We start from the raw sequence: 14,229 nt of genomic DNA, 5'->3' as shown, positions 1-14,229 counted from the left end.
CCCGGCTCAGTCGTCTTGTGGTGCCTCGCACCTCTTGCTATCACGCACACCTGATTGAGCAAGTTGGGACCTGACCATGCGCGCCGAAACCCAGAATATTGTGGCGGAAATCGAAAAGTCGCTGGAGCTGCTGGCGCAGCGCATGGACTATGAAACAGCGCCGCACCGGTTGGAGGAATTCAACGCGCGTGTTGAAGATCCGAACCTGTGGGACAATCCTGAGAACGCGCAGAAATTGATGCGCGAACGGCAGTTGCTGGTCGATGCCATCGAGACCTACGAATCCATCAAGACCGATCTCAGCGACAATATCGAGCTGATCGAACTGGGCGAGATGGAAGAGGACGAAGAGGTCGTAACCGACGCCGAAGAAGCGATCAAAAAGCTGCAGACCAAGGCCGCAAAGAAAGAGCTTGAGGCGCTGCTTGATGGCGAAGCGGACGGCAATGATACCTTCCTTGAGATCAACTCGGGCGCGGGCGGTACGGAAAGCTGCGACTGGGCCTCGATGCTGGCGCGGATGTATGTCCGCTGGGCCGAGAAAAAGGGCTATACGGTCGAACTGCAATCCGAGACAGCGGGGGAAGAGGCGGGGATCAAGTCCGCCGCCTACAAGATCACTGGCCACAACGCCTATGGCTGGTTGAAATCGGAAAGTGGCGTGCACCGTCTGGTGCGTATCTCTCCGTTCGACTCGGCGGCCAAGCGTCATACCTCGTTCAGTTCGGTCTGGGTTTATCCTGTGGTGGATGACAATATTGAGATTGAGGTGAACCCGGCCGATATCCGCGTAGATACCTATCGGTCGTCCGGTGCCGGTGGTCAGCACGTGAACACCACCGACTCGGCGGTTCGGATTACGCATATTCCAACCGGAATTGTGGTGACCAGTTCCGAGAAATCGCAGCACCAGAACCGAGATATTGCCATGAAGGCGCTCAAGTCCCGGCTGTACCAGCAAGAGCTGGATCGCAGAAACGCCGAGATCAACGCCGCCCACGAAGCCAAGGGCGATGCGGGTTGGGGCAACCAGATCCGGTCTTACGTGCTGCAGCCCTATCAGATGGTCAAAGACTTGCGGACCAATCATGAAACATCCGACACCAAAGGTGTGCTGGATGGCGATCTGGATGGTTTCATGGCGGCGACACTGGCCCTGAATGTCTCGGGCAAAAGCCGGTCCGAGGCGCAGGGCGAGGGCTAATTGCGGCAGTCCCTGACCTCGGCTGTGAACCTGATCAAGGGCCACTGGCAATTGATCGCAATTGTCGCGTTGGTGTTTGTGTTCTGGAACACGATGCTGGTGCTTCCGTTGAAAATCCTGGTTGTGTTCCTGCATGAGCTTTCACATGCCGGTGCCATTATCCTGACCGGTGGTTCGGTTGAAAGTTTCTCGGTCTCTCCACAACAAGGTGGTCTGGTTATTGGCCGAGGAGGCAATCGGTTTGTCAGTCTGTCAGCGGGATATCTTGGGTCCTTGATGCTTGGGATGGGCCTGCTGATGATCGCCCTGCGCACCAATGCCGATCGGGCTGCGCTTGGTCTCTTTGGGGGAGTCATGCTGATTATTGCGCTCCTGTATATCCGGGAACCGTTTGCCATGGCGTTCAGCGCGGGCTGTGGAGCGGTGATGCTGGCCACCGCGTGGTTCCTGAACCGCAACCTGTGTGATCTGATTCTACGGGTCATCGGGCTGACCAGCATGATCTACGTTCCGTTTGACATTTTCGATGACACGATCCGACGCGCGGGATTGCGATCAGATGCATATATGCTGGCTGAAGAATTCGGCGGAACCACCATGATGTGGGGCGGGTTGTGGCTGGTGCTTAGTCTGGTGATGATCGTCTTTGGTCTGAAGAATGTGCTGGGCCGCGATAGCAATGTGCGGATCGACCTCAGTATCAGATGATGCGCGCTCTTGCGCCGCTCTTCTTCGCGAAATTCTAAAAAGATACATTTAAACAGTGGCTTTAAATGGTCCGAGCACGTCGCTAGGCTGATGACGAGCAGCCAAAGGACCAACCCGCATGGATTTGACCAGAGCATCCGCGACGGACATCCTTGACGCCTTGTCCCGCCGACAGCTTTCAGCTGCAGAACTGATGCGCGCGACGCTGGATCGGATCGCCCAGGTGAACGGTGAGGTAAACGCGATTGTCGCGCTGCGGGATGAAGACGCTTTGATGGCCGAGGCGCGGGCGGCGGATGCCGCGTCATCTCGCGGCGCGCTGCACGGGTTGCCGATAGCGGTGAAAGATCTGGTAAATGTGGCAGGGATCACTTCGACACAGGGTTCGCCATTGTTCAAGGATCATGTGCCGCAAACTGACGATCTGCTGGCCGCCCGGCTAAGGGCTGCTGGGGCAATTCTGATCGGTAAGACCAACACGCCGGAATTCGGACTGGGTTCGCATACGTTCAATCCTGTCTATGGTGCAACCCGCAACCCTTATGATCCCACGAAAACCTGTGGAGGTTCGTCGGGCGGTGCAGCAGTGGCGTTGGCGACTGGAATGCTGGCGCTGGCAGACGGCTCGGACATGATGGGCAGCCTGCGCAACCCGGCCGCATGGAACAACGTCTACGGGTTCAGGCCAAGTTGGGGGCGCGTTCCGTCTGAGCCAGTTGGGGACAGTTATCTGCATCAGCTTTCAACACTGGGGCCCATGGCGCGCAGCCCCGAAGACATCGGGCTATTGCTTGACGTCATATCCGGCCCCGATCCAAGGATGCCATTAAGCACAGAGGTCGAGCGCGTGTCGCCCGTTCAAGCGGCTGATCTGACAGGGATGCGCATAGGCTGGTTGGGCGACTGGGGCGGGGCGTTTCCATGCGAAGAGGGTATCCTCGCGCTATGCCGCGATGCGTTGCACGTTTTCGAAGAACGCGGTGCGCGAGTTGAGGCGCTTGCACCCCCGTTTGACGCGGACCTGATCTGGGACAGTTGGATTACTCTGCGCTCCTGGTCAGTGGCCGCAGGGTTGGAGCCTTTGGCGAAGAAGAAATCATCACTCAAAGACACCGCTCAATGGGAATTGGAGCGAGGCCTGGCGCTCAGCGCGATGGATGTGCACCGGGCCAGTGTGAACCGGTCTGACTGGCACAAGCGGGCGGTGGAGCTTTTCGAAGACTATGACGCTTTGGTGTTGCCCGCAGCGCAGGTCTGGCCGTTCGAGCTTGAAACGCCGTACCCAACCGAAATCAAGGGGCAGGGGATGGATACCTACCATCGCTGGATGCAGGTCGTGACACCCGTCAGCCTTTTAGGGTTGCCCTGTCTGGGTGCGCCTGTCGGTTTCGGACCACAAGGGCTGCCGATGGGAATGCAGCTGTTCGGTCCGCGTGGTGCAGATGCGCGGATCTTGTCGATTGGGGCGGCATATCATTCTGCAACGCTTTGGCCTCAGAAACGACCCGCCATTTAGAACAACCGCCCGGGAGGAGAAAACAAGAATGGATAAACCCTTTGGTGTGCCGACGCTGAAACCCGTCGATTCCGCGATACTGAAAGAGGCACTGCGCCGAGCGTGGCAGGATTATCGCCGCGCGCCGCTTTTTGGGCTTCTGTTTGCGGGCTTCTACGTGCTGGCCGGGTGGCTGATGGCGTGGGTCACGCTGCAGACGGGAACGTCGTTCTGGCTGGTTTTGGCCGCGATCGGCTTTCCCCTGATCGGGCCGTTTGCTGCCGTGGGATTGTATGAGGTCTCGCACCGGCTGGAACAGGGCGAGCCGTTGAATCCCGGTGCGATATTCGGCGTGGTCATACAGCAAAGCCGAAGGCAACTGCCGTCGATCTGCGCCATTATCGTGGTGATCTTTCTGTTCTGGTTCTTTCTGGGCCACATGATCTTTGCGCTGTTCATGGGGCTGTCGACGATGACCAATATTTCAACATCATTTGAGGTGTTCCTGACTCCCAATGGGCTGAGCATGTTGGTACTGGGCACACTGGTCGGGGCCGTATTTGCAATCATTCTGTACATGATCACCGTGCTGTCGATTCCTATGCTGCTGGATCGTGAGCTGGATTTTGTGACCGCGATGATCACCAGCTTTGCCTATGTAAAAGCGAACATGGGTGTGATGCTGGCGTGGGGGGCCTTCATCGCGATCATCACTTTTTTGGCGATGATCCCTTGGTTCCTGGGCCTGTTTATCGTCCTGCCTTTGCTGGGGCATGCCAGCTGGCATCTTTATCGCTTGATCTTGGAAAACGATGCGTCCGGGGCTGCTCAGCCGAAACCCTCTTAAATCTGTCCGTTTAAGTCAGGCCCTGATGAATTGTGCGCCTTTCGGGCCGATTGAAGTGCTGCGGACAAATCATGCCCAAGGTGATGCAGCGTAAGCCGTCTTATATCGGATCCACTGCCAACGGCCAACCGATACACATAACCCGACCATTCCTGAGGTGCCCATTCAGGCGGAACGTTTAGAACCATCATTCTGCAATCCTGTGCGCCGGGCCGGGACATCAATGCGCAGACTTGTCTGCCGATGTGAGAAACGATGCCCTGAACCTCACGCGTGGGGGCGGAGCATCCGGGCATCTGCGACAAGGGCTCATAGCTGCGTAACAAGGTGCAATGCCGAATGCGGCGGATAAACAGCAGCCGGTGCAGTGTTGGTTCGCGTCGGTTTGGCGGGGCCTCAGCGGCGTGATAAAATCCGGTCGCCATAGTTTTTTCTGACCCGGTGACGAGAAATCGATCGATGATTTCTGATGCGGGATGAGCGGCGACCGGTTCTATTTCATCCAAAGGTTTCAGCAGGATACGCGCGTCGATATCGAAGAATCGACACATCCGGTCCAGCACATCCGGCCTGGGAAAACTTTCACCTGACAGATAGCGATTAAACTGAGTTCGATTGATACCCAATTGGCGGCAAAGCTCTGAAACCGACCGATAACTGTTTGCGAGCTGCCTGAGGTTGGCTCCGAACATGCTGCGCAATTCTGCGGGGCTGCGATTGATGTCGGTCACTTCTGTCCCAGATTTCCGTTTGTATCTTCAGCAAAAACAGGTTTGCGGCGGCACAGCGGCCGCGCAGTATTCAGAAATCGTAAAGTTGACCCCAACGGGCGCTGCAAAGCGCCTCGCTACGCGTCACAGGCTAGTCTGATGATAAGCAAAATCAATAGGCTTTCAGCCTATTTGCATGATCTTTTTCATGCTGTTGCTCATATTTGATGAACGCATAAAGCCTTTTTGAGGTTAGCAGGGCACCATGGCCAAGCAGGCCGCCGCCCCGAGAATGAATTCAGTCCCGGGGCGGAAATGGGGGCTTAGTCACCGCGCAACAGGGCTGCAACTCCGGTACGGGCGATTTCAATCAAGCCAAGAGGGCGCATCAGATCGGCAAAGGCATCGATCTTGTCCGGTGCACCGGTGATCTCGAAGATGAACGAATTCAGCGTACTATCGACGACATTGGCCCGGAAAATGTCGGCCAGTCGCAGGGCTTCGACCCGTTTATCGCCTTCACCCACAACCTTTATGATCGCCAGCTCGCGCTCGACCGAAGCACCTTCGACGGTCAGATCATGCACGTCACGGACTGACACGATGCGTCCAAGCTGCGCCTTGATCTGCTCGATCACTTGCGGGGTGCCGGTGGTGACGATGGTAATTCGGCTGAGATGCCCGGTATGGTCAACCTCAGCAACCGTTAGACTTTCAATATTATAGCCACGACCCGAGAACAGACCAATTACGCGCGCCAGAACCCCCGGTTCGTTTTCAACCAGCACCGCGATCGTGTGTTGTTCCTGCACGTCCGAGAATGTCGGGCGTAGGTTATATGCAGAATGGCGGGTGGAGCCTTTGACGATGTTTAGCGGAGTCATTGATAGACCTCATCTTGGACATAAGTTTCTTCGGGCTTTCGTAGCGCAGAGATCAGCGCTTGGAGGCAAACTACGCAAGCCAGTATTAGGATCGGGGCAAACACGAGGCGCAAAGACAATATCTCGGTCATCTTGAAAAGCACCATATGTGTTGCTGGTCCGATACCGATCCACATTGCGGCGGCCAGTACCAGACGCCATGGAGAAGTTGTCAGGACGCCAGCTCGAAGCAGGAACAGTGCAACGATTGCAAGCAGCCCAGATTCATAGAACCAGAAGTACGGTGTAGACATGGAAATACCTAGAAAGAGCACCGCTACCCGCAAGTCAAAACCTACTCTTGGGCTGCGCCATGCAACGAAGACTGCAATTCCAGACAACACTGTCAGAGTCCATTGCATCGCAAGCGCGAGCGTTTCTGGCACACCGATGCTGGCCAACAAGGAATAAGGGCTAAGCATCAGTGTATTGAGATGGATGGATTCTCGTATCTCTTCAAAGTGGACGCCCATCATGTTGCGCATTTCGGTCCAATATTCGACGCCAACGACCAGGGTGGCCAGAACGGACAAGACCACCGTCGTGACCGTTGCTGATATGATCGTTTTCCACGCACCGCTTGCCAAAAGCGCAAGCGGTATGAGCAGGCCGAGTTGGGGTTTAAGCGTCAGCAATCCAATAAAGAACCCTGCCAGCACGAAGCGGTCGTTCTTTAGCGCCGCTAGTGCGGCCAGAAGGCCTGCTGCCCAAAGGGTTGTGGTCTGCCCCATATACAAGTTTGGCAACATGGCGGGGGAGAGTGCAAAAGCAAACCAAACCGGTACAATTCCGCAGGAAAACGGTCGCACAGCAAGAAGCATTGCGACAATTGAGATCGCCGTGAAAATTGCCCAAGCCGGAGAAAACGACAATGCCCCGAGTGGTTGGAGTGCGACAAGGAACGAGGGAGGATAAGACCAAGGCATCCAATCGTCTTCCTTGGACGCTTCGTGTATTTCCGACAATCTGTCGATATCAAATGCCGCAAGCGGTTCGCCTAAATGCGCGAGGTGACCTGCAGCCCAGAACACCTTGAAATCAACGGATAACGCCATTTTTCCTTGATCAACAACGGCATACCAGCCTGTGCCGACCCAGAACAATATCAACGCTAGAACGAAGAGTGGAACCATGAGCCCCACTTGCCAACCGCGACGGCCGGCGAATATCGACAAATTCTCTTCCGGGCTCGAAGCTCTGGCTGAGAACTGACTGCTGAGATCACGCATGATCTAACCCTTTTTCATGTCACGTGCGGTGACCTTAGCTCCGGCATTTGACCTAGATGTGGCAAAGCGGTGCTCAAACAAGCACAGCTCCACCAGCTTGGATAACACCTTGCGTTTCGGCTTCGCCCAGCAGCATCTCATTGTGGGCCTTGCCCGATGGGATCATCGGGAAGCAATTCTCGTGCTTTTCGACCACGCAGTCGAAGATGACCGGACCGTCGTAATTGATCATCTCCATGATCGCGTCGTCCAGATCAGCTGGGTCGGAACAAAGAATACCCTTTGCGCCGAAAGCTTCTGCGAGTTTAACGAAATCGGGCAGGGCCTCTGACCACGAATGCGAATAGCGTTCGCCGTGCAGCAGCTCTTGCCATTGGCGCACCATTCCCAGCCGCTCGTTATTTAGGATGAACTGCTTCACGGGCAGGCGGTACTGCGCGGCCGTGCCCATTTCCTGCATGTTCATCAGCCACGAGGCCTCACCGGCCACGTTGATGACCAGCGCATCGGGATGTGCCATTTGCACACCGATCGAGGCGGGGAAACCATAGCCCATGGTGCCCAGACCGCCCGAGGTCATCCAGCGGTTGGGGTCTTCAAAACCCAGGTATTGCGCCGCCCACATCTGGTGCTGTCCAACCTCGGTTGTGACATAGCGGTCGTATTTCTTCGTCAGCTCTTCAAGCCGTTGCAGCGCGTATTGCGGCTTGATGGTCTTCTCGCTGTTTGTGAAGGCAAGGCAGTTGACCTTACGCCATTCATTGATCTGGTCCTGCCACTGTTTGATGTTAGCTGCGTCGGTCTTGCGGCCACGGGCTTTCCAGACTTTCAGAATATCCTCAAGCACATGGGCAACGTCGCCAACGATAGGGATATCTACGCGGATGACCTTGTTGATCGACGACGGGTCGATATCCACATGGGCCTTGATCGAATTTGGCGAGAACGCATCGATACGGCCGGTGATACGGTCGTCAAATCGCGCGCCGATGTTGATCATCAGGTCGCAATCATGCATCGCCATGTTGGCCTCGTAGAGTCCATGCATCCCCAGCATACCGATCCAGTTTTCACCCGAGGCCGGATAAGCCCCAAGCCCCATCAGGGTCGAGGTGATCGGGAAGCCGGTTGCGTCCACAAGCTCGCGCAACAGCTGGCTGGCAGCTGGGCCGGAGTTGATGACGCCGCCGCCGGTGTAGAACACTGGCTTTTTCGCGGTCTCGATTGCCGCGACGAGTTCCGTGATTTCTTCCAGATCGCCCTTCAATACCGGCTGATAGTGAGAGGTCGACGGTTTTGGCGTCGTATACTCACCCGAAGCGAACTGAACGTCCTTCGGAATGTCGACCAGCACGGGGCCGGGGCGGCCGGAAGTGGCCACGTGGAAGGCTTCGTGCATCGTTGCGGCCAACGAGTCCGTATCCTTCACCAGCCAGTTGTGCTTGGTGCAGGGGCGGGTGATGCCTACGGTGTCGGCTTCCTGAAAGGCGTCAGATCCAATCATGAAGGTCGGAACCTGCCCGGTCAGAACGACAATCGGGATCGAGTCCAACAACGCATCGGTCAAGCCGGTCACGGCATTGGTCGCGCCAGGACCGGATGTGACCAAAGCAACGCCCGGCTTGCCGGTCGAGCGGGCATAGCCTTCGGCAGCATGTACCGCACCTTGCTCATGCCGTACCAGAATGTGACGGATGTCATTTTGCAGAAAGATCTCGTCATAGATCGGTAGGACGGCGCCACCTGGGTATCCGAATACCGTGTCCACGCCCTGATCCTTGAGGGCCTGAACAACCATCTTTGCGCCGGTCATCTCACGTGTCATCTGCTTTGCTCCGTTCGCGACATGTGTCTTGCGTGTTGCCAAAAAAAAGCCCCCGAGATTTTCGGAGGCGCATGGGTTCGATTATGGTTTACCGTTACCGGCCCATGCGCGTGTTTCCTACGATTACGACTAGCGCTTTCATCGCCAGAGGCTCCTTCTTTGCGTGCAGGGACATTATGGTTGAGGGGAAGGGGCGTCAACAGGCAAATACAAAAATATTGTAAGTCTGGGCTTGTGGGATTTGATATTTTGTTGCGCAAAATGACGCAGGTCGAGAAATATCCGCGAAAATTCGCCGTAAATTGGTGGGCAATCGGGTGATCAACAGTGGTCTGATTGCGTCAGGCCCATGTCTGAAACAGACCAGAGCAGAGCCCGATGCTGAGGCAGGCTGGTGAAAACAGCGCTAAATCGGGAGGTCAGACATGCTGCACGATCTTGTGGATCTGGGGCGCTATCCGATCGATCGGCCTGATTCATACGGGTACAGGCAGCTGATCGCGGACCTGAGGCGGGACCTGGAAGCTGATGGATGCGCGGTCCTCCCCGGCTTTGTGCACGAAGATGGCCTTGGGAAACTGATCGCTGAGGCCGATCACGTCGCTCCCAAAGCCCATCGATCGTTCAATCGCACGAATGCCTATTTTACGCAGGATGATCCCAGTTACGGGATCGGTCATCCAATCCGACGGTTTTATGACCGATCCAACGCCTTTGTTCCGGCTGACAACTTCCCTGTCACAAGCCCGCTGCGGCGTATTTATGAGTATGAAGGTTTCATGCCTTTCATCCGCACGGCTTTGAACGAGCCGGAGGATCGGTTCTTCCGATATGATGACCCGTTGGCGGATGTGATCATCAATGTGGTCGAGAAGGGAGGCGGCTTTCCGTGGCATTTTGACACCAATAATTACACCGTGACGCTGGCAATCCAGAATGGCGAGGAGGGCGGTGCATTCGAATACGCACCCAATCTGCGGACCAGTGAAGACGAGAATTTCAAAGGCGTCGCTGCGATTTTGGATGGCAGCAGGAGGGGCGTACACCAACTGGAACTGCAACCGGGCGACCTGCAGATTTTCAAGGGGCGCTATGCCTTGCACCGGGTAGCGCCGGTCGAAGGACAACGGAAACGCTATGTTGGTATCTTTTCGTTTGTCGAAACCGAAGGCATGTGTGGTGGGGTGGAGCGGACCCGTCAACTCTATGGCCGTGTGCTGCCGCATCATTATGAGCGTGAAGGGTTGCGGGGTGATCAACTGCTTGACTGATATGTGCTAGTCTCGGACCCGAGGTTGGAAGAGGGCTGTTTTGATGCAGATATTACAACTTACACCATTTGTCCTTTGTTCTTCTTTGGACGCGCAGATTGAGTTCTACACTCAGCGGCTTGGGTTTTCCTGCACATTCAGGCAGAACAATTATGCCTTCTTGCGCCGTGATCCTGTGGCGATCCGATTATTGGAATGTCCACCGCGTCAGGATGGGCGCGCATTGGGGGATGAGCAGTCGTTTTATGTTGACGTCAAAGGAATCGACAGCCTGTTCGAAAGCCTGCGCCCCGGGTTGGAGGAGCTGCCTGAAGGGCGGGTGCGCCCGCCATTCGATCAGCCGTATCAGCAGCGCGAATTTCATGTCCTCGATGAAGACGGGACTTTGGTGTTCTTTGGTGAAGATATCAGTGAACGCGGCAGCGGGTAGTGCTCCCGCCCGACTTCAATGTGCCGTTGGCACATCTCCTTCGGTTGGGCCGGGCAGCGCGTTTCGCGCTGCGGTCATAGCCCGGGGCTGGTGCCCTGCAGGACGCCATGCTCCAGGGCATAGCGGGTCAAGCCGGCGGTGGAGGAGATGCCAAGTTTGCGCTTGATGTTCTTGCGATGCGTCTCAACCGTGCGCACCGAAATGTCCAGCGCCAGTGCCACCTCTTTGTTGGATTTACCCTGCGCCAATTCCAGCAGGATTGTCTGTTCCCGGCCGGTCAGCGCCTCGCGCGTGTTGCCGTCCTTGGGCTCCAGCGAGCCGCTGGCCCCGGTACAAAGATACCGCTCGCCCCGCATCACGGCATCGATGGCTTGCTTGATCTCTTCGGTGGGAACGTCCTTGAGGATATAGCCTTTGGCGCCGTGGCTGAGCGCGGTTGAGATGTATTCGGGACTGTCATGCATCGACAGGATCAGAACGCGGGTTTTGGGCAGGCGCTCTAAAATGATCTCGGTGGCGTTCAACCCGCTCAGGCCGGGCATGTTGAGATCCATCAGGATCACGTCCGGCTGCAGGTGGGTTGCTCGATCGACAGCTTCTTGTCCGTTGGAAAGTGTGCCGACAACTTCGATCTCATCATAGCTTTCCAGCAGAGACTGAATGCCTTCGGCGACCATGGGATGATCGTCGACAATAAGGACCCGGATGATTGAGTCGGACATCAGATACCGGCCTTTCGTTTTGGCGTTGGGTCTTCCTGTGGTGGCAGCATATGACTGAGCGGCAAGCTGACCTCAATCACGGTGCCGCTACGCCCGCCGCGCGATGAGAGGATGCGTAAAGTGCCGTCAAGCTGTTCGATCCGTTCCTGCATGTTGCGTAGCCCGATTCCGGTGCTGACATGGCCTGGTTCGTTCCGCAACCCGCGACCATTGTCCGTAATCCGCATCGTGGCGCCTTTCTTATGACCCCGCAGGTCAATGGTAACACGGGTTGCTCCCGAGTGGCGCTCGATATTGGTCAGGGCTTCCTGCGCAATACGGTAGAGGGCAATCTTGCTGTCTTGATCCAATCGGTTTCGGAACACCACGGTTGAGAAATCGGTTTCAATACCCGTGCGTTCACTGAAATCGTCGGTCAAAGCCTTGAGCGCTGGCCCAAGCCCCAGATCATCCAGAACACCCGGACGCAGGTCGCGGCTGATGCGGCGAACCTCGGTGATGGCGGTTGCCAGATTGTCGATACCTGTTTGCAATGGTTCCTGCGCCGACACGTCGTCCCCGCGGATCAGACGTCGTCGGGCGTTGTCCAGTGCATAGCGTACGCCAACCAGAATCTGGCTGATGCCGTCATGCAATTCGCGGGCGACGCGCCCGCGCTCTTCTTCCTGAGCGTCCAGTACCCGCTGTGTCAGTTCCTTAAGCTTGGCATCAGCCAGCCGCCGTTCGCGGAAGTTCAGCAACATGCCCGAGGCAAAGACGATCAGAACAGCGGCCAGAACAATGCCTCCGATATAAAGGAAGGTTCGCTGCACGCGCGCCTCAACCTCAGCCCGGGCATTGGCGACGGTGGCGACGATGTCATCGATGAACACACCCGTGCCCACCACCCAGCGCCAGTCCTGCAGGCCAACAACATAGGCGATCATCTGAGCCTCTTCACCGGTCGATGGTTTTTGCCACATAAAGCTGTGCCAGCCTGCACCCTGTCGGGCGAGCGTGATAAACTCATCCACAATCGGGGTGCCATCGCTGTCGGTCAGATCGGCCCAGTTGCGATTGATGAATTCGGTCTGGCGCGGGCTGACGAGGTTGTTGCCGTCATAGTCATAGACAAAGAAGAACCCGTCCTTGCCGTAAATCATCGCCGACAGAATCTGGGTCACGAGGTTTTTTGCGATTTCGTCATCCGGGGAGGCGCGACCGTAAATATAGGCAAACCCGTTCCGCGCCTGGGTCACGTAATTACGCAGCTCTTCTTTTTTGGCTTCGATCAGGCGGCGCTCGAGGGCCTGTATCTCACTCTCGGCGGTCGCGCGCGATTCATAAGCGACCACCATTGCAATGGCCGCAACCGCTGCGATCAGCGGGATTGCGGCAACCAGCGACAGTTTTTGCGCATAGGTTAGCGAGATTAGGTTCCGGATTCCTCCCATGTTCGAATCGATACGCAAGCTGCCGGGAAATTGCAAAAAATTTGGAAGAACACAGCGTTCGGCCACAGCGATTTGGGCGTGAGCGGGTAAAATCAACCGGATTTGTGCTTTTGAATGTGGAAAAACCCGACTGGCTACGTAGTAGTAGGTATTCACATTCATGTGTGTGGAACTAGGCTAACGCGCACTAGAAACGATCGACCCGGCATCACCCGGGGAATGAATATGAAGGGGAGGATCACTCATATGGATCGTCGTAAGTTTCTGAAAACATCAGCACTGGGCGGCTCGGCCGCTGCAGCCACCACGCTGGCAGCGCCCGCCTATGCGCAAGGCAAGCGCACGCTGACTATGGTCACCTCGTGGGGCCGTGGCCTTGCGGGTGTGTTCGACAGCGCGCAGCGCTGCGCCGACAGCATCACCACCATGTCGGATGGCGACCTGAACGTTGAAATCAAAGCAGCTGGTGAACTGGTTGGTGCCTTTGAGGTGTTTGACGCGGTATCGTCCGGACAGGCCGATATGTACCACGCGGCAGACTACTACTTTGTGGGTCAGCACCCGGGCTATGCGTTCTTCACCGCTGTTCCGTTCGGCATGACCGCGCAGGAACTGGTGAACTGGTACTACCATGCCGGCGGCATGGAGCTGCATGATGAGCTGGGCGAAATCTTCGGCCTGAAATCCTTCCTGGCCGGTAACACTGGCGCGCAGGCAGGTGGCTGGTACTCGAAAGAGATCAACAGCCCCGAAGACTTTAACGGCCTGAAATTCCGCATGCCGGGTCTGGGTGGCAAGGCGCTGGGCAAACTGGGCGCATCCGTTCAGAACATTCCGGGTTCGGAAGTGTATCAGGCGCTGTCGTCCGGTGCTATTGACGGAACCGAGTGGATCGGTCCCTGGGCTGATGAAAAAGCGGGCTTCCAGGAAATCACCAAAACCTACTACACCGCGGGCTTCCATGAGCCGGGTGCGGGTCTGTCGCTGGCCACCAACCGCGAGGTTTATGACAGCCTGTCCGCCGCGCAGCAGAAGATCATCGAGATCGCAGCTGCCGAGTGCCACCAGTGGAACCTGGCACAATTCCTGGCCAACAACGGTGCAGCGCTGCAGCGTCTGCAGGCCGGTGGTGTCAAGGTCATGGAATTCCCGGACAGCGTTTGGGACGCGTTTGGCGCAGCCAGCCAAGAAGTTCTGGATGAAAACATGGGTGATGAGCTGTTCAAGCGCATTCACGACAGCGCCATGGAGTCGATGGCAGCATCGTCGGCATGGAACAACCTGTCGTCGGGTGTCTACACCTCGCAGCGTGACCGCGTACGCGGCTAAGCAATCCGCTCAATGCAATCGGTTCCCCCGTCAGCGGGGGAGCCTTTCCTGTTGCACATAAGCGGCCCGGACATGCCGTCATAACCAAACGTGCAACCGATGC

13 protein-coding genes are annotated in these 14,229 nt (G+C 56.5%); 7 read left to right on the top strand and 6 right to left on the bottom strand.

Annotation, left to right across the window (positions count from 1 at the left end):
• The first annotated feature begins 76 nt into the window (after nucleotides 1-76).
• The 4 genes from prfB to ACR0I1_RS04115 all read left to right on the top strand — a co-directional run bounded on the left by prfB (nucleotide 77) and on the right by ACR0I1_RS04115 (nucleotide 4,254).
• Nucleotides 77-1,204, top strand: coding sequence for a peptide chain release factor 2 (gene prfB, locus ACR0I1_RS04130; RefSeq protein ID WP_170403025.1), 1,128 nt, complete (start codon nucleotides 77-79; stop codon nucleotides 1,202-1,204).
• Nucleotides 1,205-1,912, top strand: a complete 708-nt coding sequence (locus tag ACR0I1_RS04125) for a M50 family metallopeptidase (protein WP_480705095.1) — start codon at nucleotides 1,205-1,207, stop codon at nucleotides 1,910-1,912. It abuts the gene before it with no gap.
• Nucleotides 1,913-2,030: 118 nt separating this feature from the next.
• On the top strand, nucleotides 2,031-3,428 hold the full coding sequence (locus ACR0I1_RS04120; RefSeq protein WP_480705093.1) for an amidase: 1,398 nt from the start codon (nucleotides 2,031-2,033) through the stop codon (nucleotides 3,426-3,428).
• Between the two features lie 28 nt (nucleotides 3,429-3,456).
• The gene (locus ACR0I1_RS04115) at nucleotides 3,457-4,254 is read left to right on the top strand and encodes a DUF2189 domain-containing protein (protein WP_480705091.1); all 798 of its coding nucleotides are present in this window, start codon (nucleotides 3,457-3,459) and stop codon (nucleotides 4,252-4,254) included.
• On the opposite strand, the gene ACR0I1_RS04110 is transcribed toward ACR0I1_RS04115, so the two are convergent.
• The 4 genes from ACR0I1_RS04110 to ACR0I1_RS04095 form a co-directional block, all read right to left on the bottom strand.
• Complete coding sequence (locus ACR0I1_RS04110; RefSeq protein WP_480705738.1) at nucleotides 4,251-4,946, bottom strand: helix-turn-helix domain-containing protein; 696 nt, start codon at nucleotides 4,944-4,946, stop codon at nucleotides 4,251-4,253. The genes ACR0I1_RS04115 and ACR0I1_RS04110 overlap by 4 nt on opposite strands.
• Nucleotides 4,947-5,287: 341 nt before the next feature.
• Nucleotides 5,288-5,848, bottom strand: a complete 561-nt coding sequence (gene ilvN / locus ACR0I1_RS04105; RefSeq protein ID WP_170396580.1) for an acetolactate synthase small subunit — start codon at nucleotides 5,846-5,848, stop codon at nucleotides 5,288-5,290.
• Entirely contained in the window at nucleotides 5,845-7,116 is a 1,272-nt protein-coding gene (locus ACR0I1_RS04100) for a glycosyltransferase family 87 protein (protein ID WP_480705089.1), read from the bottom strand. The genes ilvN and ACR0I1_RS04100 overlap by 4 nt, the downstream gene beginning before the upstream one ends.
• Before the next feature lie 73 nt (nucleotides 7,117-7,189).
• Entirely contained in the window at nucleotides 7,190-8,941 is a 1,752-nt protein-coding gene (locus ACR0I1_RS04095; RefSeq protein ID WP_170396584.1) for an acetolactate synthase 3 large subunit, read from the bottom strand.
• Nucleotides 8,942-9,366: 425 nt separating this feature from the next.
• Here ACR0I1_RS04095 and ACR0I1_RS04090 point away from each other — a divergent pair, with 425 nt between their 5' ends.
• Together ACR0I1_RS04090 and ACR0I1_RS04085 are read left to right on the top strand one after the other, a co-directional pair.
• Nucleotides 9,367-10,212, top strand: coding sequence for a HalD/BesD family halogenase (locus ACR0I1_RS04090; protein WP_170512087.1), 846 nt, complete (start codon nucleotides 9,367-9,369; stop codon nucleotides 10,210-10,212).
• 43 nt (nucleotides 10,213-10,255) lie between these two features.
• Complete coding sequence (locus ACR0I1_RS04085; RefSeq protein WP_480705087.1) at nucleotides 10,256-10,642, top strand: bleomycin resistance protein; 387 nt, start codon at nucleotides 10,256-10,258, stop codon at nucleotides 10,640-10,642.
• A gap of 74 nt (nucleotides 10,643-10,716) precedes the next feature.
• Here ACR0I1_RS04085 and ACR0I1_RS04080 read toward each other — a convergent pair whose 3' ends face one another.
• Nucleotides 10,717-11,364, bottom strand: coding sequence for a response regulator transcription factor (locus tag ACR0I1_RS04080; RefSeq protein WP_170396590.1), 648 nt, complete (start codon nucleotides 11,362-11,364; stop codon nucleotides 10,717-10,719).
• A complete protein-coding gene (locus ACR0I1_RS04075; protein ID WP_170646315.1) occupies nucleotides 11,364-12,797 on the bottom strand; it encodes a cache domain-containing protein in 1,434 nt (477 codons plus the stop codon). Before ACR0I1_RS04075 ends, ACR0I1_RS04080 begins: the two co-directional genes overlap by 1 nt.
• Before the next feature lie 246 nt (nucleotides 12,798-13,043).
• On the opposite strand from ACR0I1_RS04075, the gene ACR0I1_RS04070 reads away from it, so the two are divergent.
• Nucleotides 13,044-14,126 carry a TRAP transporter substrate-binding protein gene (locus tag ACR0I1_RS04070; protein WP_170396967.1) on the top strand — a complete coding sequence of 361 codons (1,083 nt, stop codon included), beginning with the start codon at nucleotides 13,044-13,046 and terminating at the stop codon, nucleotides 14,124-14,126.
• Nucleotides 14,127-14,229 lie beyond the last annotated feature (103 nt).

This window comes from Ruegeria sp. B11 (assembly GCF_056539785.1).
Note: the sequence above shows the minus strand (reverse complement) of the source record. Positions and strands in the feature narration are given on the sequence as shown.